Source organism: Mucilaginibacter sp. P19 (assembly GCF_050632265.1).
Lineage (GTDB): Bacteria > Bacteroidota > Bacteroidia > Sphingobacteriales > Sphingobacteriaceae > Mucilaginibacter > Mucilaginibacter gossypii.
Genome location: NZ_CP192586.1, coordinates 571,837 through 593,944, shown reverse-complemented (window position 1 = coordinate 593,944; position 22,108 = coordinate 571,837). Strand labels below are relative to the sequence as shown.

Annotated in this window: 18 protein-coding genes, 1 tRNA gene and 3 pseudogenes; 15 read left to right on the top strand and 7 right to left on the bottom strand. The window is 43.1% G+C overall.

The genetic code is table 11. The features are described from left to right. Positions 1 to 25 precede the first annotated feature (25 nt). Positions 26 to 1,597, top strand: coding sequence for a hypothetical protein (locus ACQ86K_RS02940; RefSeq protein ID WP_431199775.1), 1,572 nt, complete (start codon positions 26 to 28; stop codon positions 1,595 to 1,597). Here the strand turns inward: ACQ86K_RS02940 and obgE are convergent. The 4 genes and pseudogenes from obgE to ACQ86K_RS02920 all read right to left on the bottom strand — a co-directional run bounded on the left by obgE (position 1,590) and on the right by ACQ86K_RS02920 (position 3,983). Then, positions 1,590 to 2,598, bottom strand: a pseudogene (gene obgE, locus ACQ86K_RS02935) (GTPase ObgE). The gene ACQ86K_RS02940 and the pseudogene obgE overlap by 8 nt on opposite strands. A 116-nt stretch (positions 2,599 to 2,714) precedes the next feature. After that, on the bottom strand, positions 2,715 to 3,290 hold the full coding sequence (locus tag ACQ86K_RS02930; protein ID WP_091174048.1) for an adenylate kinase: 576 nt from the start codon (positions 3,288 to 3,290) through the stop codon (positions 2,715 to 2,717). A gap of 98 nt (positions 3,291 to 3,388) precedes the next feature. Then, positions 3,389 to 3,462 (bottom strand) — tRNA-Arg (locus ACQ86K_RS02925). A 59-nt stretch (positions 3,463 to 3,521) separates the two neighbouring features. Continuing rightward, the gene (locus ACQ86K_RS02920; RefSeq protein WP_091174051.1) at positions 3,522 to 3,983 is read right to left on the bottom strand and encodes a redoxin domain-containing protein; all 462 of its coding nucleotides are present in this window, start codon (positions 3,981 to 3,983) and stop codon (positions 3,522 to 3,524) included. Between the two features lie 175 nt (positions 3,984 to 4,158). On the opposite strand from ACQ86K_RS02920, the gene ACQ86K_RS02915 reads away from it, so the two are divergent. From ACQ86K_RS02915 to atpC, 4 genes are all read left to right on the top strand, one after another. Continuing rightward, complete coding sequence (locus ACQ86K_RS02915) at positions 4,159 to 6,561, top strand: ABC transporter permease (protein ID WP_091174054.1); 2,403 nt, start codon at positions 4,159 to 4,161, stop codon at positions 6,559 to 6,561. A 121-nt stretch (positions 6,562 to 6,682) separates the two neighbouring features. Further along, positions 6,683 to 7,669, top strand: a complete 987-nt coding sequence (locus tag ACQ86K_RS02910; RefSeq protein ID WP_091174056.1) for an NAD(P)H-quinone oxidoreductase — start codon at positions 6,683 to 6,685, stop codon at positions 7,667 to 7,669. 173 nt (positions 7,670 to 7,842) lie between these two features. Beyond that, a complete protein-coding gene (atpD, locus tag ACQ86K_RS02905; RefSeq protein WP_090530069.1) occupies positions 7,843 to 9,348 on the top strand; it encodes a F0F1 ATP synthase subunit beta in 1,506 nt (501 codons plus the stop codon). 82 nt (positions 9,349 to 9,430) lie between these two features. Continuing rightward, entirely contained in the window at positions 9,431 to 9,682 is a 252-nt protein-coding gene (gene atpC, locus ACQ86K_RS02900) for an ATP synthase F1 subunit epsilon (RefSeq protein WP_091174059.1), read from the top strand. A gap of 222 nt (positions 9,683 to 9,904) precedes the next feature. On the opposite strand, the gene ACQ86K_RS02895 is transcribed toward atpC, so the two are convergent. From ACQ86K_RS02895 to ACQ86K_RS02885, 3 genes are all read right to left on the bottom strand, one after another. After that, on the bottom strand, positions 9,905 to 11,410 hold the full coding sequence (locus ACQ86K_RS02895) for a TlpA family protein disulfide reductase (protein ID WP_091174063.1): 1,506 nt from the start codon (positions 11,408 to 11,410) through the stop codon (positions 9,905 to 9,907). A 144-nt stretch (positions 11,411 to 11,554) separates the two neighbouring features. Continuing rightward, positions 11,555 to 11,881: a Fic family protein gene (locus ACQ86K_RS02890; RefSeq protein ID WP_218134509.1), complete on the bottom strand. Its 327-nt coding sequence runs from the start codon at positions 11,879 to 11,881 to the stop codon at positions 11,555 to 11,557. 17 nt (positions 11,882 to 11,898) lie between these two features. Further along, a complete protein-coding gene (locus ACQ86K_RS02885) occupies positions 11,899 to 12,606 on the bottom strand; it encodes an ankyrin repeat domain-containing protein (RefSeq protein ID WP_091174065.1) in 708 nt (235 codons plus the stop codon). 388 nt (positions 12,607 to 12,994) lie between these two features. On the opposite strand from ACQ86K_RS02885, the pseudogene ilvD reads away from it, so the two are divergent. The 10 genes and pseudogenes from ilvD (at position 12,995) to ACQ86K_RS02835 (ending at position 22,074) form a co-directional block, all read left to right on the top strand. Beyond that, positions 12,995 to 14,702, top strand: a pseudogene (gene ilvD / locus ACQ86K_RS02880) (dihydroxy-acid dehydratase). Between the two features lie 142 nt (positions 14,703 to 14,844). Beyond that, positions 14,845 to 16,581, top strand: coding sequence for a biosynthetic-type acetolactate synthase large subunit (gene ilvB / locus ACQ86K_RS02875; RefSeq protein WP_091174116.1), 1,737 nt, complete (start codon positions 14,845 to 14,847; stop codon positions 16,579 to 16,581). Beyond that, positions 16,551 to 17,204 carry an acetolactate synthase small subunit gene (ilvN, locus tag ACQ86K_RS02870; protein ID WP_431199774.1) on the top strand — a complete coding sequence of 218 codons (654 nt, stop codon included), beginning with the start codon at positions 16,551 to 16,553 and terminating at the stop codon, positions 17,202 to 17,204. Before ilvB ends, ilvN begins: the two co-directional genes overlap by 31 nt. Before the next feature lie 197 nt (positions 17,205 to 17,401). Next, on the top strand, positions 17,402 to 18,028 hold the full coding sequence (locus tag ACQ86K_RS02865) for a hypothetical protein (protein ID WP_431199773.1): 627 nt from the start codon (positions 17,402 to 17,404) through the stop codon (positions 18,026 to 18,028). 20 nt (positions 18,029 to 18,048) lie between these two features. Next, positions 18,049 to 18,459: a ketol-acid reductoisomerase gene (locus tag ACQ86K_RS02860; RefSeq protein WP_431199772.1), complete on the top strand. Its 411-nt coding sequence runs from the start codon at positions 18,049 to 18,051 to the stop codon at positions 18,457 to 18,459. Between the two features lie 219 nt (positions 18,460 to 18,678). After that, complete coding sequence (gene leuC / locus ACQ86K_RS02855) at positions 18,679 to 20,094, top strand: 3-isopropylmalate dehydratase large subunit (protein ID WP_091174069.1); 1,416 nt, start codon at positions 18,679 to 18,681, stop codon at positions 20,092 to 20,094. Positions 20,095 to 20,129: 35 nt separating this feature from the next. Then, the gene (locus tag ACQ86K_RS02850; protein ID WP_091174072.1) at positions 20,130 to 20,543 is read left to right on the top strand and encodes a GxxExxY protein; all 414 of its coding nucleotides are present in this window, start codon (positions 20,130 to 20,132) and stop codon (positions 20,541 to 20,543) included. Between the two features lie 57 nt (positions 20,544 to 20,600). Next, positions 20,601 to 21,190: pseudogene (gene leuD, locus ACQ86K_RS02845) on the top strand (3-isopropylmalate dehydratase small subunit). A gap of 39 nt (positions 21,191 to 21,229) precedes the next feature. Further along, on the top strand, positions 21,230 to 21,391 hold the full coding sequence (locus tag ACQ86K_RS02840) for a hypothetical protein (protein WP_431199771.1): 162 nt from the start codon (positions 21,230 to 21,232) through the stop codon (positions 21,389 to 21,391). An 11-nt stretch (positions 21,392 to 21,402) separates the two neighbouring features. Further along, complete coding sequence (locus ACQ86K_RS02835) at positions 21,403 to 22,074, top strand: methyltransferase domain-containing protein (protein WP_431199770.1); 672 nt, start codon at positions 21,403 to 21,405, stop codon at positions 22,072 to 22,074. Positions 22,075 to 22,108 lie beyond the last annotated feature (34 nt).

The window sequence follows — 22,108 nt, the reverse complement described above, 5'->3', positions numbered from 1 at the left end:
AACATCATCTGCTTAAAATAATTATATGCTGAAACAAAAACTACAAACCCACCAAATCATTTTATTGGTTATCAGCGGGATTGTTTTCATTATGGGCATTATGCTGATCATAGCTCCAGCAGCCATTTACCCCGACCCCAGCAAGGGCTTCCAGGTAATGCGCTCAATGGAACTGGGTTCGGCATTTAATGTCATGGTTAAACCCGATCAGAACGATATCAGCAAAAACACTTCAGAATTCCTCGCCTGGTGGTCGCCGGGGCAATACCTGGTGCCCTATTTCTTTAAACTTATTTTTGGCGTCAACACAGGTCGCGCTTCTTCAATAGTAACCCTGCTATTTTCGTTATCCGGCATTTTCGGCTTTTACTATTTCTTTAAAAAAGCAGGGTTTACACCAATGATCTCGGCTTTAAGCGTACTATTCATCGTAATTCAGTTATCTTTTTTTACACCTTATGTATTTTACAATGGTGGCGAGGTACTACTTTTTGGTTACACCGGCTGGTTTTTATACGGATGCATAGCCATTGAAAAAATAACCTGGAAACTGGTCGTATTCCTCTTTATAGGTGGAATATTAGGCTTCATTTGCAAATCGTCATTTTTATGGATGTATGCTGCCACTTGCCTTTTTTTATGGCTTAGGTTTTCAATGGGAACCAAAGACATCATTCGCTGGATAAAAAATGGCATATGGATAGGAGTCCCTGCGGTATTATCCTTATTTATGGTCTATCATTTTTATCTTTCAAAAGGTGCTAACCCCTCGTCGATAACCGGAAGTATGAAGCTGGTTTGGGAAACTTTTGGCTTTCCTTTTGCCTCGCCAATATTAACCGCTTTTTCGGTAGATGACCTTACAAACGGCCTTTTGTTTCATGATGACCCTCCCATGTTTACTTACTTTTGGGGGGTGATAATTGTGCTGATCTGTGCTGTATTAAGCATTTTATTAATTTGGTTTATTGTAAAAAAGGCGCCTCACAAAAATTATGCGCTGCTACTGGTGGTTTTTTATGTGGTATCGGTGTTGTTTTTCGGACAATCATTTTTGAGACAAGCCAATATTTCATATGAAGCAAGGCATTTGAGGCTCATCGGGCTTATCGCTGCACCAGGCATCATTTACCTGGTAAGCAGATTGCAAACTGGTTATAAATACCTGTTTTATTTTATATGTTTTGTAATAGCTTACTCCAGCTACAAATACTTTGTGCCAAACTACTTTCAAAATAAAAATATCGGCGCAAGGGGATATTCGGGGATAGCACAGTTATTTATCGATCAGCCATCGCTAAACTATATCCGCAACCTGGATAAGCAAAACAACAACGCCATTTTTGTATTTAACAGCCCTGATCTGAGCCTGGAAATTGAACGCAACCGCACTATAACCGTTGAAACCATTGGCGCTGAAGTGGCAATCGATTATGATGAATATGTATATAATGGGCACGCCGGACCACTGTACATAGTTTTGCCCGCCGATTACATCGGTCCAAAATCAACTATTATGCGCAAATGTTTTCCTGGCTATACCGGCTTTAAAATGACGATGCTTAGTAATGACTACATTTTGTGGGAGGCTAAATAACGCTGGCGTTGATCTCTTTCCAAAGCAGGTCTTTTAGCTGATCGATATTTTTCTGGGCCACAGATGATATAAATATAGAGGGGATTCCATCAGGGATCTCCTTTTTCATTTCAGCCTGCAGCTCATCGTCGAGCATGTCGGTCTTGGTTATGGCTAACACACGAGGCTTGTGCATCAGTTCGGGATTATATTCTTCCAGTTCATGCAGCAGGATGCTGTATTCTTCTTTTATACTGCGCGATGTATCGGCAGGCACCATAAACAGCAATACCGAGTTGCGTTCAATATGTCTCAAAAACCTAAACCCTAAACCTTTGCCCTGTGATGCTCCTTCAATAATGCCCGGAATATCGGCCATTACAAATGAACGGCCGCCACGGTATGATACGATACCTAAATTGGGCACCAGTGTGGTAAAAGCGTAATCGGCAATTTCGGGCTTGGCAGCCGATACCACCGAAAGCAGGGTGGATTTACCTGCGTTAGGGAAACCTACCAAACCAACATCAGCCAACACTTTTAGTTCGAGGATATTCCAGTCCTCACGGCCATCTTCGCCGGGTTGGGCAAAGCGGGGGGTTTGTTGGGTTGATGTTTTAAAATGCCAGTTGCCCAAGCCACCGCGGCCACCGGGAGTAAGGATCTTGGTTTCACCATCTTTGGTTATTTCAAAAAGTACTTCACCGGTTTCAGCATTTTTCACGGTAGTACCAAGGGGCACTTCCAATATTCTCGTCGCGGCCGGTTTTGCCCGTACGCAATGAGCTGCCGCCCGAATCGCCATCACCGGCAATTACGTGTTTACGGTATTTAAGGTGCAGCATAGTCCACAGTTGGGCGTTACCTTTTACAATAACATGGCCTCCCCTGCCGCCGTCGCCACCATCGGGACCGCCTTTTGAAGTTAATATATCACGATGCAAATGGGCAGAACCAGCACCTCCGTGGCCTGAACGGCAACAGATCTTCACATAATCAACAAAATTTGAACCCTGCGACATAATTTTTGATTTAGACGGAAAGTCCGAAAGTCAGTAAAGTCCGAAAGTTAAGAATTTTAATCTTCCTAACCTGCGGACTTTACTGACTTCCGGACTAAAGACTTTCGGACGGACTATTAGTTATATGATTCGTTTACACCAACAATAGCGTCGAAGATCTCATCAACCGAGCCCACACCGTTAATGCTTGTAAACTTATCCTGCTGCTGATAAAAACCCGCTACAGGAGCAGTTTTATCATTGTATTCTTTAATTCGTTTGCGGATCACCTCAGGGTTGGCATCATCCGGTCTTCCAGATTCTTTACCTCGCTCTAATAAACGGCGCTCCAGCTCTTCATCGCCAACTTCAAGGGCGATCATGCCTGAAATTGCCGATTGTTTTGATTCGAGTAACTGATCCAAAGCTTCGGCTTGTGCAACTGTACGTGGAAAACCATCGAAAATAAAACCTTTGGCTTTCTTGTTGGCATCAAGTTTATTACTGATCATGCCGATAACTACTTCATCAGGAACCAGTTTACCATCATCCATCAGCTTTTTAGCTTCCAAACCGAGGGCTGTACCTTGTGAAATTTCACCACGTAACAAATCTCCGGTTGAAAGGTGGATCAAATCGTATTTCTCAATAAGTTTTTTCGACTGAGTACCTTTCCCGGCTCCGGGAGGGCCAAACAAAACCAGATTTAGCATGCTCTTGATAAATTAAAAGCCTTTCGGTAATACAACAGAAAGGCTTACAGTTAATTTGCACCAGCGGTGGAAAAATTCCGGACTGCAGTGCTTTGTTGTGCACTCGAAGGGAGTCGAACCCCTAACCTTCTGATCCGTAGTCAGATGCTCTATCCAATTGAGCTACGAGTGCTTTCCGAAATGGAATGCAAAGATAGATTTTTAAACTTTCGCTGCAAACTTTTATTCAAATTATTTTACAATTTCGGCAATAGCCTCAAAATTTGGCAGTTGACCGGCATCTTCAAGCACCTCCGCATAAATGATATTCTGCTCTTCGTCAATTACAAAGGCGGCACGCTTTGAAACACCCTTAAGCCCCATCACAAACTGATCATAAATAGCACCATAAGCCGTAGATACTTCTTTGTTAAAATCAGAAAGCAGATCGAACTGATAATTGTTCTCTTCTTTAAACTTAGCTAAAGTAAAAGGCGAATCAACAGAAATGCCCAATATAGTAGCGTTTAAACCATCATAGTATCCAAAGCTATCGCGCATGGTGCAAAGCTGCGTGGTACAAACGCCTGTAAACGCTAAAGGGAAAAAGTGGATCACGACCTTACGGCCTTTAAAATCGGCTAATGAAACGGTTTTTAAGGCCGATGATATTAAAATGAACTGAGGGGCGGGCTGGCCAATCTGTAATGACATACGTATTTGTTTTAGGCAAAAAAACAAAAATAAAACGAGTAAAAGTACTCCTCTTCCTTTTTTAACATTGAGATGTTCAAGATACTATTCAACAAACGTCAAACTAAAAAATTAGTTAAAACCCCTAAATAACTAAAAATTTAGTTTTAACTTTATAGCATAAACCTTTTATGCTATGATCAGGAACTACTTTAAAACCGCCTTGCGAAGTCTATTAAAAAACAAAGGCTTTACATTCATTAATATTTTAGGACTGGCATTAGGGCTGGCCATTTGCCTGCTCATTACATTTTATGTGGTTGATGAGCTGAGCTACGACAGGTATAATATCAAACACGACAGGATCTACCGGGTAAACACCGCCCTGAAATATAGCGGCACACTTACTGAATATGCCACTGCTGCCATTCCGGTTGCTAACGTTTTAAAAACGGAGTTTCCTGAAGTTGAAACGGCAGTTCGTATAAGCCCGGCCCTAAACATCCGCTTTAAAAAAGGAGATGAAATTGTGCGCGAAGACGGCACAACTTTTTACAGTGAACCCAATATTTTCGATGTATTCACCCTCCCCCTCCTTTCGGGCGATGCAAAAACGGCTTTAAAAGAACCCAATACCGCGGTTATTTCTGAATCAATGGCAAAAAAATATTTTAACCGCATCAGTGTGGTTGGCCAAACTTTATTTTTAGTAACGAGCGGCACATCGCTTAAGATAACAGGAGTAATGAAGGACATGCCCGCTCAATCACATTTTAGAGCTAACTTTTTACTGGCAAGAGACCATCCAATCAATAATGACGCCGCATGGAACCAGTTAACCCCCTTTGCCACCTATGCGCTGCTTAAAACTAACGCAAATATCAGCCGGCTCGAAACTAAACTCAATGCCGATATGCAAAACGGCCTTAAAAGCTCAAGGACAATGAATTATAGCAAATTCGTAGCAGGTGGCAATTATTTCAAGCTAAGCCTGATGCAGGTAACTGATGTCCACCTCAAATCAAACCGGGTTATGGAACTGGGTGCCAACGCCAATGGCCAGTATGTTTACATTTTTACAGCAGCGGCAATTTTCATCCTGCTGCTGGCTTGCATTAATTTCATGAACCTGTCTACAGCCCGTTCAGCCAACCGCGCCCGTGAAGTCGGTGTGCGTAAGGTATTAGGCTCATCCCGCAGTCACCTCATTTTTCAGTTTCTTGCCGAATCCCTGATCGTAACTTTCGTAGCAGCCATTATAGCAGTACTGTCAGCCTGGGCTTTGCTGCCTTTATTTAATCACCTATCAAACAAACAACTGGCAATTAATGCGCAAACCATAACCTGGCTATTACCCGCCTTGTTAAGCATTGTCATTATTGTGGGCCTTTTAGCCGGCTCCTACCCTGCCTTCTTCTTATCGGCATTTCAACCAATTAATGTATTAAACGGAAAAGTTTCAACCGGCTTTAAAGGCGGGGCTTTCCGGAGCACCCTGGTCGTTTTCCAGTTTTCTATTTCGATATTTTTAGTGATAGACACCCTGGTTATTTACAATCAGCTTAATTATATCCAAAATAAGGATCTGGGCTTTAACCGCAACCAGGTTCTCATCCTCAATAATGTAAACACACTTGAGCATCCCGAACTACTGAAACAGGAGATTAAAAAGTTACCCGGCGTTGTTAATGCCACTCTTACCAGCTTTTTGCCTACCGCCAATAACAAAGTTTTAAACTACGTGTCACCCGGTGGCAAAGAAGGCCAGTCAACCCAGTTCTGGAAAATAGATGAAGATTACATTAACACGATGGGGATGCAAATGAAGACCGGCCGGGGATTTTCCGGGGAGTTTAGAACCGATTCGACAGCTATGGTTATTAATGAAACAGCCGCAAATGTATTCGGTTATGGTAATGATGCCATTGGCAAAACAATAACCACAGGTACCGCAACCAACCTAAAAAAATATCGTGTAATAGGAGTGGTAAAAGATTTCAACTTCAGTTCGCTGCGCGATAATGTAACCCCACTGGTCATGACTTTAGACAACGACTGGCTGGCGCGTTTAAGTATCCGGGTAAATACGCATAATCTGCCATCTCTAATGACCCGGATAGAAAAGACATGGAAAACCATCGGTCCAAATGAACACTTTGATTATTCGTTTATGGATACCGATTTCGACGCATTGTACCGCACCGAACAGCGAATGGGGCAGCTTTTTATTCTGTTTACAGGCCTCGCTATAGCCATTGCCTGCCTGGGCTTGCTTGGTCTTGCCGCTTACGCCGCCGAACAGCGCAACCGGGAAATTGGTATTAGAAAAGTGCTTGGCGCAAGTATCACAGCCATTGTAACCATGTTGTCGAAAGATTTTGTTAAACTGGTAATCATATCATTTGCCATAGCCGCTCCATTAGCCTGGCTTACCATGAATAAGTGGCTTCAGGGATTTGCCTATCGCCAAAATATACAATGGTGGGTGGTGATATTAGCGGGCTCGGGGGCTGTATTTATTGCATTAGCTACTATTAGCTTACAATCATTCAGGGCCGCGGCGGCCAACCCGGTTAAAAGTTTGCGTTCTGGTGATTAGAGGTTAGGTATAAGTAAACATCGCGCCGGCAACCGCATACTACTTGCGCCGGTTTAAGAGAAGAAGCAAAACTTTCCGGACAAACATTTTAGCACTAACTTAGCTTTCAACTACACAATCCATGAAAGCAATAGTGATCACCCAACCCGGCGGGCCCGAAGTTTTGCAGCTTGCCGAAAGGCCCAAGCCGGTTATTGCCGATGACGAAGTATTGATAAAGGTAATGGCGGCGGGCATCAACCGTCCCGATATTTTTCAGCGCAAGGGCAATTATCCGCCGCCGGCAGGTGCGCCGGCGGATATCCCCGGCCTGGAAGTGGCCGGTATCATTACTGAAGTCGGTAAAAAAGTTACCCGTTGGAAACCCGGCGACAGAGTTTGCGCATTGGTTGCCGGCGGCGGTTATGCTGAATATTGTAAAGCGCCCAAGGGCCAATGCCTGCCCATTCCCACTAATCTAAGCTTCCCTAAAGCTGCATCACTGCCTGAAACCTTTTTTACCGTTTGGAGCAATGTATTTGACCGAGGCAATTTACAACCCGGCCAATCATTGCTGGTACATGGCGGATCGAGCGGCATTGGTGTTACGGCTATTCAAATGGCCAAAGCTTTAGGCAGTACCGTTTATGTAACAGCCGGATCTGATGAAAAATGCAGTTTCTGTGAGCAGCTTGGCGCGGATAAAGCCATCAACTATAAAACGACTGATTTTAAAGACGCGATCAAATCGCTTACCGATGGTACAGGCGTTAATGTGATCCTGGATATGATTGGCGGCAACTATATGCCTGGCAATATCGATTCGCTGGCTGTTGAGGGACGGCTGGTCATGATCAACGCAATGAATGGCCGCGAAGTACAGCTTGATTTGGGCAAAGTAATGGCAAAAAGACTGATCATTACCGGATCGATGCTACGCAGCAGGGAAACAGCTTTCAAAGCAGCTATAGCCCAAAACCTCGAACAAAAAATATGGCCATTGTTATCATCAGGAAAAATCACACCCATAGTGTACAAAACTTTTGATGCAGGCGAGGCCGCCGAGGCTCATAAACTAATGGAGAGCAGCACTCATACAGGCAAAATTGTTTTGACTTTTGCGCAATAAATGCAAACAATTATCAATGTTGAAATTATCCTTCAAAAATCTTAAAACACTATGTAAATAATTGGATAGAAATCTTAACTTTGCGCCTCTGAAATAGCATCTTATACATTCCTGTTACAAATGATGTATGTTGCTGTTCAGTAAAAGCATTTTTAAAAAACACCAGGTTATATATGCCAAACATTGGAAAAATTTCAAGGATCATTGGTCCGGTAGTCGACGTAAGTTTCGCTGATGACGCTCATCTTCCTAAAATTTATGACGCATTAGAGATCACGAAAGACAATGGCCAAAAAGTTATTTTAGAGGTTCAGCAGCACTTAGGCGAAGACCGTGTACGTGCTATCGCGATGGACTCGACCGACGGCTTGTTACGCGGTATGAAGGTATTGGATACCGAAGCTGCTATCAAAATGCCGGTAGGCGATAATATCAAAGGTCGTGTATTTAACGTGGTAGGTGATGCTATCGACGGTATCCCGAATCTTGACAAAGTAAATGGTCGTCCTATTCACGCAACCCCTCCAAGGTTTGAAGACCTATCTACCGAAACTGAGGTACTTTTTACAGGTATTAAAGTTATCGACCTTTTAGAGCCTTATGCAAAAGGTGGTAAAATTGGTTTGTTTGGTGGTGCCGGTGTAGGTAAAACTGTATTAATCCAGGAACTGATCAACAACATCGCAAAAGCTTATGCAGGTTTATCTGTATTTGCCGGTGTTGGTGAGCGTACACGTGAAGGTAATGACCTTTTACGTGAGATGCTTGAATCAGGCATTATAAAATATGGCGACGCTTTCATGCATTCAATGGAAGAAGGCGGTTGGGACTTAACTAAAGTTGATACCGAAGCCATGAAAGATTCAAAAGCAACATTCGTATTCGGTCAAATGAACGAGCCGCCGGGTGCACGTGCACGTGTGGCCCTTTCAGGCTTAACAATTGCCGAGTACTTCCGTGACGGTGATGAAGATGGTAAAGGCCGTGATATCCTTTTCTTTATCGATAACATCTTCCGTTTTACACAGGCAGGTTCAGAAGTATCAGCGCTTTTAGGTCGCATGCCATCAGCAGTAGGTTACCAGCCAACGCTGGCAACTGAGATGGGTACCATGCAGGAGCGTATCACTTCAACCAAACGTGGTTCGATCACTTCAGTACAGGCCGTTTACGTACCTGCGGATGACTTGACCGACCCTGCGCCGGCTACAACCTTCGCCCACTTGGATGCTACTACCGTACTTTCACGTAAAATTGCCGAGCTTGGTATTTATCCTGCAGTGGATCCATTGGATTCAACCTCACGTATCCTTAGCCCAGCTGTTTTAGGTGACGAGCACTACAATACAGCTCAACGCGTTAAAGAGACTTTACAACGCTACAAAGAGCTTCAGGATATCATCGCCATCCTTGGTATGGACGAGCTTTCTGAAGAAGATAAGTTAGTTGTATCACGCGCTCGTCGTGTTCAGCGTTTCTTGTCACAACCATTCCACGTTGCTGAGCAGTTCACCGGCTTAAAAGGTGTACTGGTTGACATTAAAGATACCATCAAAGGTTTCAACATGATCATGGACGGTGAAGTTGACGAGTATCCTGAAGCAGCTTTCAACTTAGTTGGCAGCATTGAAGATGCTATTGAAAAAGGCAAAAAGCTGTTGGCTGAAGCTAACTCTTAATAAGAAGCAAGAAAATAAGACTCAAGAATCAAGAACAGGAAAAGCCTGGCTCTTGATTCTTAAATCTTGAATCTCAAAAAGCATGACATTAGAAATTCTTACTCCCGATAAAAAAGTTTACGAAGGCGAGGCCACCTCAGTAACCTTACCTGGTGCTTTGGGATTATTTGAAATACTGAACAACCACGCCCCAATCATTTCCACCCTTCAGGATGGCAAACTTACCGTACGCGGTGGTGCAGCTAAAGAAGAAGTGTTTTTTATTAAAGGCGGTGTTGTTGAAGCATTAAACAATAAAGTAACTGTTTTAGCTGAAGGTATTCAGCACAAATAGGCGCTACTTTATAAATTTATAAAGCCCGGATAAGCTTTTATCCGGGCTTTTTTGTACCCTTTTTTGGGGAGGATACGTAAACGCCATTTTTGTAAAGTACGAAGCAATCTCCTATTAGCAGAGCGGCCCATGCAAACAAACTACCCTGTAATTGCCCTGGGGATTGCTTCATACCTTACAATCAATAATGACCTATATTTTTATCAATCATAACCTTTCTGGTTAATGCGCTTGTTTCAAAGCCTTGTCAAGCTCTGCTGTAAGTGTATACCCGGATGATGGCCTTTCGCTGTTATTATTTACAATCTTGCCATCGGTTCCGATTGTAATATAATGAGGGATACCTGTTACGTTATATTTTTGACATACCGGGTTTCTTGTCCAGCCCTCTGCAATGAGGTTGACACCACTTATATTTAATGAGGCCAAACTACTTTTCCACGCTTTCTCGTCCGAATCAACACAGATGTTGAGGAACACTACATTCTTATCTTTATACCGCTCGTGCAAAGCTGCAGTCGTGTTCTTTATTTCGTAAACGCAAGGGCCGCATCCTACGCCCCAAAAATCGATATACACTACTTTTCCCCGGAAGCTTTTCAAGGACACCACCTCACCCTTATCATTCTTCAAACTAAATTCAGGCGCCAGATTACCGGGTTTTAATTGCCGTACTGTTGCATAAAATTGCGCAAGAGTATCTGCATATCTTGGCGTTTTAACCTTAGTTTTAAAATCCTTGTAGATGTTCTCAGCATCGTCAAACGAATAGTAACCAAAATCCATCTCTATGGCTTTCGTTATAAACCAGTCACGGAACTCAATTAAATGGAGATTGGCTAGCCCCAGATAATATTCATCCCACGCAGGAGTAAAGGGCGTTAATTTCTTATCCCAATCCGATCCTATTATAGTTGTATTATTCAGTCCCTTATAAAATCGGACGTAGTTAAAAATAAATTCTTTGTAGCTATTGCTGTTTTTAAAAGAAAACTCTGATTGGGCGTGATATGCTCCGGCAGGAAATTGCTGATTGAGCGCTTTTCCTGTAGCAGAGGTGTCGTTTATATGCAACTCATATTTAGATAACAAGTGATGGCTATTCAAAAAACCAACGTACTGATAATAAACATCAGTAATTAACTTCTGACTTTCGGGATAATCAAGATGCACCGCGGCTGTCATCATCACTTTATTATATAACTTATTGATCTTCTCAAACTTTGCGGAATCGGTGAGTTTATTATCATATAAGGACTGTCCCAAATCCATCGACTCTTTACGGTAGAGATTATACATCAGCATCATGGTTTGCAACCGCTCGTTTGTATGCTGGAAAGGAGAGGTGATGCGGAATGTGTTTTTAAAGTCCTTATTATCCCAACTAAGTACCAGGGTATCGTTCCTTTGGGCGCAAACGGTGATAGCATCGTCATTGAGGTACAGATAGATATCTTCGGTATCTCCGTCAATATTTATAGCTGTATTGAAATTGCCGTCCTTATCAACAGGTATCGTTAATGAGTAATTAGTTAAATCGCCGGTTACAGCCATCTCCCAATATTTATCAGTAAAGTTTTTGACGTTCCCTTTAATTACAGCCGTGGCTTTTGGAGTTGAGACAATTAGCGGCTTATTTTCAGCAACAGCTTTAACAGGTTTCTTTTTTATCTGGGCATTTGCCGTTGCTACTAAGAGCAGTAGAATTATACAGGTTAGGTTTTTCATTCAGGGTGACAGGGTTAGATTATGTCAAATATAAAGAAATAAACTATTCGAATAAATCAACTTTTATTTTTAATTCTACAACTTAGGATTCATACTTACCATTTTACGGGGTGCAAATGTGCAGAATAATGGGTACTGAACTATTTAAAGAGATTGAGGCAACATCAGCAAAAAAGGCAGAGCCGCAGAATAATCCAGCAACTCATATTCCAGTCCCAGCAGCCTGATGTTATTGATGGTCATAGTGATATTTTTCCGCTTGCAGGAACCAGGCTTTAAGACCGAGCTTTCGGATATGAACCATTTTTCAAACAGGCGTGCAGTACGTCCATTGCCATCTTCAAAAGGATTGATCTTCACAAACATCAAGTGGATCATTGAGGCAGAAAAGAATGCTTCCGGAACGGCCAACTTAGCTTGCAATAACAGCTCGATATCATTAAAAAGCAACTCCAGTTTTTGTTCGACCAAATCAGACAGAAGCCTCGCTAAAGCAAATCACAGATTTCTTTGTAACCGTTGCTTTTAGCAGCATTGCAAATACTCACCCCATCCTTATTAATAAAGGTTTTATCGGCATGATGCTGTAGCAATAATTTAACTATTTCGGCCCGGCCCTGTTTAGCAGCTAAAAACAAAGCCGTTTCGCTATCCCGATTTACCGGGTTTGGATCGGCACCTTTTTCAAGCAGTAACTTTATCACATCATTGTGCCCCTTATAAGAGGCTATTAATAACGGGGTAGATTTATCTGCCGCTTTACAATTTACATCAACTCCTTTGGTTAACAGCAAGGCAACCGTTGCTGCCTGTCCGTTTCTTGATGCTATAATGATGGGGTTCCAATTGTGCTCGTCTTTAGCATTAATATCTGCACCTTTTTCAATCAGGTAGGCGGCCATTTCGGTACTGCCGCTTTGGCAAGCCACCATCAGGGGTGTCCAATTTGATTTTGGAACAAGGCTTAAATCAGCTCCCGCTTCCACCAACATCTTTACAGCTTTAAGATCGTTTTGCCCTACTGCTTTAAGCAAGGGTGTCATATCATTTTTACCTCTTATGTTTATATTCTTTGGTGATTTCAATAATTCGGAAAGCTGATCGTAATTTTTGTTTTCGATGGCGGTAAATGCATCTTGCGAGAAACTTTTTGTTACGCTAAATAGCAGTAATGTCAGGATTAGGATTTTGTTCATTGTAAGTATATGATATTAATGCCTGAAACTAATCATTTATCAACTTCCATTAGCACAGCCGGATACTTTTTTTAAAGTTAAATTATCTTTCCTCCCATTTCAGGCAGAAAATCGACAACTTGCTATGCATGCATAAAAAACATACCGAATACCGTTTTAAACTTTGGTCTATTTTGTAAAATATTTTATATCTTTATAAACAAATTTTACAAAATTAAATTCTAAAAATTTTAAATAATTAAAATTAAATACTTATTTTAAAAAATCAGAAATGACTATTGCTATTGCATGATGCTATGGCTACCTTACATATATTGATTTTCGATACCAAGTAAACCAGTATCATCAACAAAAATTAAATACTAAAACTGTCTACATATCTAATAAAATGAGTTCATCATCAGATACCACCAACGCTATAGAATTGAACAAGTATAGCAAAACATTTACCCAGGACCCAACACAGCCTGCCGCACAGGCCATGCTTTACGGGATCGGCTTAACAGACGATGATATGCGCAAAGCACAGGTCGGCGTGGCCAGTATGGGTTACGATGGTAACACTTGCAACATGCACCTCAATGACCTGGCTAAGCTGGTTAAACAAGGTATCTGGGATGAAGACATGGTAGGCCTGATATTCCATACTATTGGCGTAAGCGATGGCATGAGCAACGGTACTGAAGGTATGCGTTACTCATTGGTGAGCCGCGATATCATTGCCGACTCAATTGAGGCTGTTACCGGCGCTCAGTACTATGATGGCTTAATTACCCTGCCGGGTTGTGATAAAAACATGCCAGGTTCCATCATGGCTATGGGCCGTTTAAATCGTCCTTCAATCATGGTTTACGGTGGAACTATTAAACCGGGTCATTGGAAAGGCGAAGATTTGAATATTGTATCGGCATTTGAGGCTTTGGGTAAAAAGATTGCCGGCCAGATTGATGATGTTGATTTTATGGGCGTTATTAAAAACGCCTGTCCAAGCGCAGGTGCCTGCGGTGGTATCTATACAGCTAACACGATGGCTGCAGCTATTGAGGCATTGGGTATGAGTTTACCGTATTCATCATCAAACCCTGCTCTAAGCGCTGAGAAAAAAGCAGAATGCCTTGCCGCCGGTAAAGCTATCAAGGTGTTGTTAGAAAAGGATATTAAACCATCAGATATCATGACCCGTGAGGCATTTGAAAATGCTATCGTTGTGATCATGGTACTGGGCGGTTCAACCAACGCGGTATTGCACCTGATTGCAATGGCAAAAAGCGTTGACGTTAAATTAACCCAGGATGATTTCCAGGCTGTAAGTAACCGGATCCCAGTACTGGCCGATATGAAACCAAGCGGAAAATACATGATGGAAGACCTGCACAACATTGGCGGTGTTCCGGCTGTAATGAAATACTGTTTAGAGCAGGGCTGGTTACATGGTGATTGCCTAACTGTTACCGGTAAAACCATTGCCGAAAACCTTACTGAAATCCCGGCCCTGGAGTTTGAGACTCAAAAGATCATCAAACCGAAAGAAAACCCGATTAAAGCTACCGGTCACCTGCAAATTTTGTACGGAAACCTTGCCGAAGGTGGCAGCGTTGCCAAAATTACAGGTAAAGAAGGCGAACGTTTCACCGGTCCTGCCCGTGTATTTGACGGCGAGTTTGAACTGATTGCCGGTATCCAGAGCGGCCGTGTTAAAAAAGGTGACGTTGTGGTGATCCGCAACGTGGGCCCTAAAGGCGCGCCGGGTATGCCGGAAATGCTAAAACCAACCTCAGCCATATTCGGTGCCGGTTTGGGTAGTTCAGTTGCATTAATTACAGATGGACGCTTTAGCGGCGGTACGCATGGTTCTCGTCGTCGGTCACATCACACCCGAGGCTTACGATGGCGGGTTTATAGCGATGGTAAAAGACGATGATATCATTAATATTGATGCTGTTGCCAATACTATAAACGTTTCGCTACCGCAAGAAGAAATAGCCGCACGCCGTGCCGCATGGCAAAAACCGGCGCTGAAGGTTACCAAGGGTGTGTTATACCGTTACGCTAAAAACGTGACTACCGCTGCCGAAGGCTGCGTTACCGACGAATAATTAATAAACAAAATGGCTTATTATAAAAGCCATGAATGAATAAAGTGAACACAAATTAAGCCCGTTCATTTTAGCAAATTAGAGACAGATAGAATAAATCAGTTTAGCACCAAAAAGTGCTATGAATATAAAAAATACAGGTATGGAAACTGCACAAGAAACCTTAACCGCGCCAGCCGCCACCGAAACCGTAAACGTTTCTGGATCGGTAGCATTATTGGAAGCATTGATAGCCGAAGGTACCGATACCATTTTTGGTTACCCAGGAGGCGCTATCATGCCCATTTATGATGCTTTGTTTGATTATAATGATAAACTGAACCATATACTGGTACGCCACGAACAGGGCGGCATTCACGCCGGCCAGGGTTATGCACGTACATCGGGCAAAGTGGGTGTGGTATTTGCCACCAGCGGCCCGGGCGCTACCAACCTGGTAACAGGCTTGGCCGATGCCCAGATCGACAGCACCCCGTTGGTTTGTATTACCGGTCAGGTTTTCGCGCACCTTTTAGGTACCGATGCCTTCCAGGAAACTGATGTGATCAACATTACCACTCCGGTTACCAAATGGAACTACCAGGTAACTGATGCCACCGAAATCCCGGAAGTTATTGCCAAGGCATTTTATATTGCCCGCAGCGGCAGGCCAGGTCCGGTATTGATTGACATTACTAAAAACGCGCAGATCCAGCTGTTTGACTTTGCAGGCTACAAACCTTGCGATCATATCCGCAGCTACAGGCCGAAACCAATTGTTCGTCCGCAATATATTGAGCAGGCTGCTGAGTTGATCAACAGTGCTAAAAAACCATTCATCCTGTTTGGTCAGGGTGTTATTTTGGGCGGTGCTGAGCAGGAGTTTAAAGCCTTTGTTGAAAAAAGTGGTATCCCTGCTGCCTGGACAGTACTTGGTGCAGGCGCTATCCCTTCAGACCATCCGTTAAATGTAGGTATGCTGGGCATGCATGGCAACTACGGCCCTAACGTTTTAACTAACGAGTGCGATGTATTGATCGCGATAGGTATGCGTTTTGACGACCGTGTAACCGGTCGCCTGGATAAATATGCTAAACAAGCAAAAGTTGTTCACTTAGATATTGACCCTGCCGAGATCGACAAAAACGTAAAATCAACCGTACCGGTTTGGGGCGATTGCAAGGAAACACTTCCATTGCTGACCAAGGCCATCGAAAAGAAAGAACATACAGAATGGTTAGCTAAATTCAATGATTACACCCGCCAGGAAGTTGAGGCCGTTATCCATAACGAACTTAATCCAACTACGCCTGAAATGACTATGGGCGAGGTAATCAAACAGCTTAACGAGATTACCAAAGGCGAGGCAGTTATCGTTACCGACGTAGGTCAGCACCAAATGGTAGCATGTCGCTACGCTAAGTTTAACAATACCCGCAGCAACGTAACCAGCGGTGGTTTAGGAACCATGGGTTTTGCATTGCCTGCTGCTATAGGCGCTAAATTTGGCGCTCAGGATCGTACTGTAGTAGCTATTATTGGCGATGGAGGTTTCCAGATGACCTGCCAGGAATTGGGTACTATTATGCAAAGCGGTATCGATGTAAAAATTATCATCCTTAATAACCGCTTTCTGGGCATGGTAAGACAATGGCAGGAATTATTTAATCAGCGCCGTTACTCATTTGTTGATATTCAAAGTCCGGATTTTGTGGCGTTAGCCGCAGCATACCGCATACCGGGCAAATTAGTTGATGACCGTGCAGATTTGACTGCAGCATTAAATGAAATGCTAACCGCACCGGGATCATTCCTTTTAGAAATAATGGTTACCAAAGAGAATAACGTATTCCCGATGGTACCACAAGGATGCAGCGTAAGCGAGATCAGGTTAAAGTAAGCCCTCTAAAAAAACAGAATCATGAGCGAAGCAGAAAAAAACAGGAATTTAACATCACCATATATACCGAAAACCAAATTGGTTTATTAAGCAGGATAGCTATTATATTTACACGCCGTAAAATCAATATCGACAGCCTGAATACTTCTCCGTCGGAGATTGAAAGTATTCACCGTTTCAATATTGTAATTAACGAATATGAAGAGGTAGTACGTAAGCTTACCCGCCAGATAGAAAAACAGGTTGAGGTGTTAAAAGCATATTATCACACCAACGAAGATGTGATTTGGCAGGAATTAGCGTTATATAAGGTATCAACCGATGTAATTGCCGAAAAGGTTAGCGTTGAGCGTTTACTACGCGAAAACGGTGCTCGCGCGGTAGTGATCCGTAAGGACTACACCGTGTTTGAAACCACCGGTCACCGCGAGGAAACCGATAACCTGATCAACATACTACAACCTTACGGCCTGATTGAGTTTGTACGCAGCGCCCGTGTTGCTATCATTAAAGATAGCGAAGGCTTTAACAGCAAACTGCGCGAATTTGAAAGGCTTGAACCAGGTGAAGAGGTAATCGAAAATGAATACCTTAACCAGGGCGAGAAGGTGTTTACGATGTAGAGCACAAAGCTTAAGGCTGAAAGCCGAAAGCTAAAAAAACGTCATTGCGAGGTACAAAGCAATCCCAAACTATACAGGGGATTACTTTGTACCTCGCAATGACGGGATTAATAAGAGAACAAAAACTTAAATTACTCAATACAAATAAAATCGGTGAGATCACCACTGTTCGGTGAAATCACAAAAATCAAAAAACAATGGCAAAACTAAATTTCGGCGGCACTGAAGAAAACGTAGTAACCCGCGAAGAGTTCCCTTTATCAAAAGCTCAGGAAGTATTAAAAGATGAAGTAGTAGCGGTAATTGGCTACGGTGTACAAGGTCCGGGCCAGGCCCTGAACCAAAAAGACAATGGTATCAACGTAATTGTTGGTCAGCGTAAAGGCACTAAAACTTGGGATAAAGCTATCAGCGATGGTTTTGTACCCGGCGAAACACTTTTTGAAATTGAAGAAGCCTTGCAAAGGGGAACTGTGATTTGCTACTTATTGAGCGATGCAGCCCAGATTGCGTTATGGCCAACTGTTAAAAAACACTTAACCCCAGGCAAAGCTTTATATTTCTCTCATGGCTTTGGTATCACTTTCAACGAGCAAACTGGCATCGTACCTCCTGCTGATGTTGACGTGTTCCTGGTTGCTCCTAAAGGTTCAGGTACTTCATTACGCCGTATGTTCCTGCAAGGCCGTGGCTTAAACTCAAGCTATGCCATCTTCCAGGATGCTACCGGTAAAGCTTTTGATCGTGTTATCGCTTTAGGTATCGCTGTAGGTAGCGGTTACTTATTCGAAACTAACTTCAAAAAGAAGTATACAGCGATTTAACCGGCGAGCGTGGTACTTTGATGGGTTGCGTTCAGGGTATCTTTGCTGCTCAGTACGATGTATTGCGTAGCCATGGTCACTCTCCATCTGAAGCATTTAACGAAACTGTTGAAGAGCTTACCCAATCATTAATGCCGCTTGTTGCTGAAAACGGTATGGACTGGATGTACGCCAACTGTTCAACTACTGCTCAACGTGGTGCGCTTGACTGGTGGAAAAAATTCCGTGACGCTACTAAACCAGTATTTGAAGAGCTTTACGAAAGCGTTGCTACAGGCAAAGAGTCACAACGTTCTATCGATTCAAACAGCCAGCCAGATTACCGCGAAAAACTGGATGCCGAACTGAAAGAATTACGCGAAAGCGAATTATGGCAAGCAGGCAAAACCGTACGCAGCTTACGCCCTGAAAACCAGGTTGTAGAAGCGTAATAAATTAGGTGAAAGCCGAAAGGTAAAAGGCGAAAGGCCTTAAAACAAACTCACCAACACGTCATTGCGAGGCACGAAGACAACCGACCGTAGGGAGCTCATTAATACCTATAAAAAACAAATTATAATTATTAATAATCCCAAACTTAACAGATCGGATCTGCTAATCGGGGATTGCTTCGTTCCTCGCAATGACGTTACTAAAGAAAAATAATAAAAATGGGACAAACATTATTTGATAAGATCTGGGATGCACACGTCGTCAGCAGCAGCGAGGGGTTCCCGGATATTTTGTATATCGATACACATTTCATTCACGAGGTAACCAGTCCGCAGGCATTTGATGGCTTGCGTCAGAGAGGCTTGCCCGTTTTCAGGCCAAAACAAACTGTGGCCACAGCCGATCACAACGTTCCAACCATTGATCAGCACTTACCCATTAAAGAAGAACTTTCACGCTACCAGGTAGATATGCTCACCAAAAACTGTAAAGAGTTTGGTGTTGAGCTATATGGCTTAGGCCACCCGTACCAGGGCATCGTTCACGTTATAGGCCCCGAGCTGGGCATCACCCGTCCGGGTGGTACTTATGTTTGCGGCGATAGTCACACTTCAACTCACGGCGCTTTTGGTGCTATTGCCTTTGGTATAGGTACTTCGCAGGTTGAGCAGGTGTTGGCTACCCAATGTTTACTCCAGTCGCGCCCAAAACGCATGAAAATTGAAGTGAACGGAAAACTACAAAAAGGCGTTGGCGCCAAAGATATTATCCTTTACATCATTGCGCAGATCTCGGCTGCCGGCGGTACCGGTTATGCTGTTGAATATGCAGGCGATACCATCCGCTCGTTGAGCATGGAAGGCCGCATGACCATCTGCAACATGAGTATTGAGATGGGTGCACGTTGCGGACTGATTGCTCCCGACGAAACCACCATCAACTACGTAAAAGGCCGTGAATTTGCTCCTAAAGGTGAAGAATGGGACAAAGCAGTTGCCTACTGGAAAACTTTATACTCTGATGCTGATGCATCTTTTGATGAGGTATTATCCTTTAAAGCTGAAGATATTGAGCCGATGATCACTTACGGAACAAATCCGGGTATGGGCATCGGTGTTACACAACATGTTCCTGAAACTGCTTCATTTGAAGCCAAAGAGCAGGGATCATATAAAAAAGCCCTTGATTACATGGGTCTGCACGATGATGAAACGCTATTGGGCAAACCAATTGATTACGTCTTCATCGGCAGCTGCACCAACTCGCGCATTGAAGACCTACGCCAGGTTGCCGAGTTTGTAAAAGGCAAACACAAAGCCGATAATGTTACTGTATGGGTAGTTCCCGGCTCAAAACAAGTACAGCAGCAGGCTATTGCCGAAGGACTGGACAAAATATTTGATGCCGCAGGCTTCCCGCTTCGCGAACCAGGCTGCAGCGCATGCCTTGGTATGAACGAGGATAAAATCCCGGCAGGTAAATATTGCGTCTCAACCTCAAATCGCAACTTTGAAGGAAGACAAGGGCCAAACAGCCGTACATTCCTTGCAAGCCCGCTTACCGCGGCTGCGAGTGCAATTACGGGTGTGGTTACGGATATAAGGGAATTTCTGAAGGAAGAGGAATTGGTCTGAACTCGAATTTTATAGGAATTGAATGAATTAACAGAATGGAGATTAATAAAAAACGGACACCTGAAGAGTTTAAAGATTGTACGAGCAAAATAATTGGCTGTGCCATGCGTGTGCATTCTACTTTAGGGAACGGTTTCCAGGAAGTAATTTATCAACGAGCCTTAGAAATAGAAATGGGTTTGGAAGGTCTGAGATTCGTCCGGGAAATGGAGATGCCTATCTTTTATCGTAACGAACAAATCGGAACAAGGAGAGTGGATTTCTTTGTCGAAGGCGAAATAATGGTTGAACTGAAGGCTATTGCACAGTTAGAAAACGTTCATTTAGCTCAGGCCATAAATTACCTCGAAGCTTATAACATCCAAACAGGTTTACTCATAAACTTCGGAAGCTTAAGCATGGAGTTTAAAAGATTATTGAATAAAAAATATATCCCAAATCTGAATTAATGATTTTTTTCGATTCGAAAAATTCCCTTAATTCAAAAAATTCGAGTTCAGACAATTATGGCAACTAAAATATTTAAACACATTCAAACCAGCGTGGTGCCTTTGCCTATCGAGAACATCGATACCGATCAGATCATTCCTGCAAGGTTTTTGAAGGCGACTACCCGCGATGGTTTTGGCAATAACTTATTCCGCGATTGGCGTTTTGATGAGAACGATAACCCTAAAGCTGATTTCGTACTTAATCATCCGACCTTTAGCGGTAAGGTATTGGTAGCAGGCAAAAACTTTGGTTGCGGCAGTAGCCGTGAGCATGCTGCCTGGGCTATATCTGACTATGGTTTCGACGCCGTAGTGAGCAGCTTTTTTGCTGATATTTTTAAAGGCAACGCCCTTAATAATGGCTTGTTACCGGTACAGGTAAGCGATGATTTTCTGAAAAAATCTTCGATGCCGTTTATGCCGATCACAAAGCTGAAGTAGAGATCGACCTGGAAAGCCAGACTATCACCATCTCATCAACCGGCGAAAAAGAAAGCTTCGAGATCAATCCTTACAAAAAAGCTTGCCTTATAAACGGCTACGATGATATCGACTATATCTTAAGCCAAAAAGGAAAAATTGAGGAGTTTGAGTTAGCAAGATAGACCATAGTTTATAGTCCATGGACCATAGATTAAAACTAAGTGGGCTATGGACTATGGACCATCGGCTATGGACAAACAAATGAACTAATGAACCAACAAAAACATATTCAGCGAGAAGGTAAAGGTACCGCCAAATTATTCGACGAACGGAGTTTAGCGAACGATTATGCAACCCTTGCCCCCTGCTCAGGCCGGGCCTGAAGGTGCTGGATGTGGGTTGTGGTACCGGCGCTATCTCTAAGGATATTGCCGCATTGGTTGGTGAAAGCGGTCATGTTACGGGCATTGATAATACCGAGTATTTTATCCAGAGCGGTATGGAAACTTACGCTTCGGTTCAAAATATGGAGCTCATTTATACCGATCTGTTCAGCTTTGAGCCGGAAGAACAGTACGATCTTATTGTATCGGCCCGCGTTTTACAATGGCTGAGCAATCCAGTTGAGGCTTTGAAAAAAATGTATTCGTTGTTAAAACCTGGTGGTACGGTATCCATTTTGGATTATAACCACGAGGCTTTACAATGGCAACCGCAGCCACCGGCAAGCATGCAACGCTTTTATGCTACCTTTTTAAGGTGGAGAGGCGATGCCGGCATGAATAACCATATTGCCGAAGACTTGCCCGAATATTTGCAGGAAGCAGGTTTTATCAATATCGAGGTATTTAACGCCGACGAGGTTTACCAAAAAGGCGAGTACAACTTTGAAAACAAAGCAGGCATCTGGGCAAAAGTGGCACAATCAAAGCAAATGGTTGAGGAAGGCTATATTGATGATGAATCGCGCCTGCTGGCTATTGATGAGTACACCAACTGGGTAGAAAATGAAGCCGAGCAAATGGCGATGAAACTAAAAGAAGTACGCGGCGTAAAACCCGAATAAAATAAAACATCTATAAAAACAAAAAACCGCTGCC

Excerpts from the sequence above, each read along its gene's own strand:
- atpD (WP_090530069.1), top strand. The coding sequence starts at position 7,843 with ATGCCAAACATTGGAAAAATTTCAAGGATCATTGGTCCGGTAGTCGAC.
- ACQ86K_RS02860 (WP_431199772.1), top strand. The coding sequence starts at position 18,049 with ATGGGTTGCGTTCAGGGTATCTTTGCTGCTCAGTACGATGTATTGCGT.
- ACQ86K_RS02850 (WP_091174072.1), top strand. The coding sequence starts at position 20,130 with ATGGAGATTAATAAAAAACGGACACCTGAAGAGTTTAAAGATTGTACG.
- leuC (WP_091174069.1), top strand. The coding sequence starts at position 18,679 with ATGGGACAAACATTATTTGATAAGATCTGGGATGCACACGTCGTCAGC.
- ACQ86K_RS02920 (WP_091174051.1), bottom strand. The coding sequence starts at position 3,983 with ATGTCATTACAGATTGGCCAGCCCGCCCCTCAGTTCATTTTAATATCA.
- ACQ86K_RS02915 (WP_091174054.1), top strand. The coding sequence starts at position 4,159 with ATGATCAGGAACTACTTTAAAACCGCCTTGCGAAGTCTATTAAAAAAC.
- ACQ86K_RS02910 (WP_091174056.1), top strand. The coding sequence starts at position 6,683 with ATGAAAGCAATAGTGATCACCCAACCCGGCGGGCCCGAAGTTTTGCAG.
- ACQ86K_RS02930 (WP_091174048.1), bottom strand. The coding sequence starts at position 3,290 with ATGCTAAATCTGGTTTTGTTTGGCCCTCCCGGAGCCGGGAAAGGTACT.
- ACQ86K_RS02940 (WP_431199775.1), top strand. The coding sequence starts at position 26 with ATGCTGAAACAAAAACTACAAACCCACCAAATCATTTTATTGGTTATC.
- ACQ86K_RS02885 (WP_091174065.1), bottom strand. The coding sequence starts at position 12,606 with ATGAACAAAATCCTAATCCTGACATTACTGCTATTTAGCGTAACAAAA.
- ACQ86K_RS02895 (WP_091174063.1), bottom strand. The coding sequence starts at position 11,410 with ATGAAAAACCTAACCTGTATAATTCTACTGCTCTTAGTAGCAACGGCA.
- ACQ86K_RS02865 (WP_431199773.1), top strand. The coding sequence starts at position 17,402 with ATGGCAAAACTAAATTTCGGCGGCACTGAAGAAAACGTAGTAACCCGC.
- ilvN (WP_431199774.1), top strand. The coding sequence starts at position 16,551 with ATGCAGCGTAAGCGAGATCAGGTTAAAGTAAGCCCTCTAAAAAAACAG.
- ilvB (WP_091174116.1), top strand. The coding sequence starts at position 14,845 with ATGGAAACTGCACAAGAAACCTTAACCGCGCCAGCCGCCACCGAAACC.
- atpC (WP_091174059.1), top strand. The coding sequence starts at position 9,431 with ATGACATTAGAAATTCTTACTCCCGATAAAAAAGTTTACGAAGGCGAG.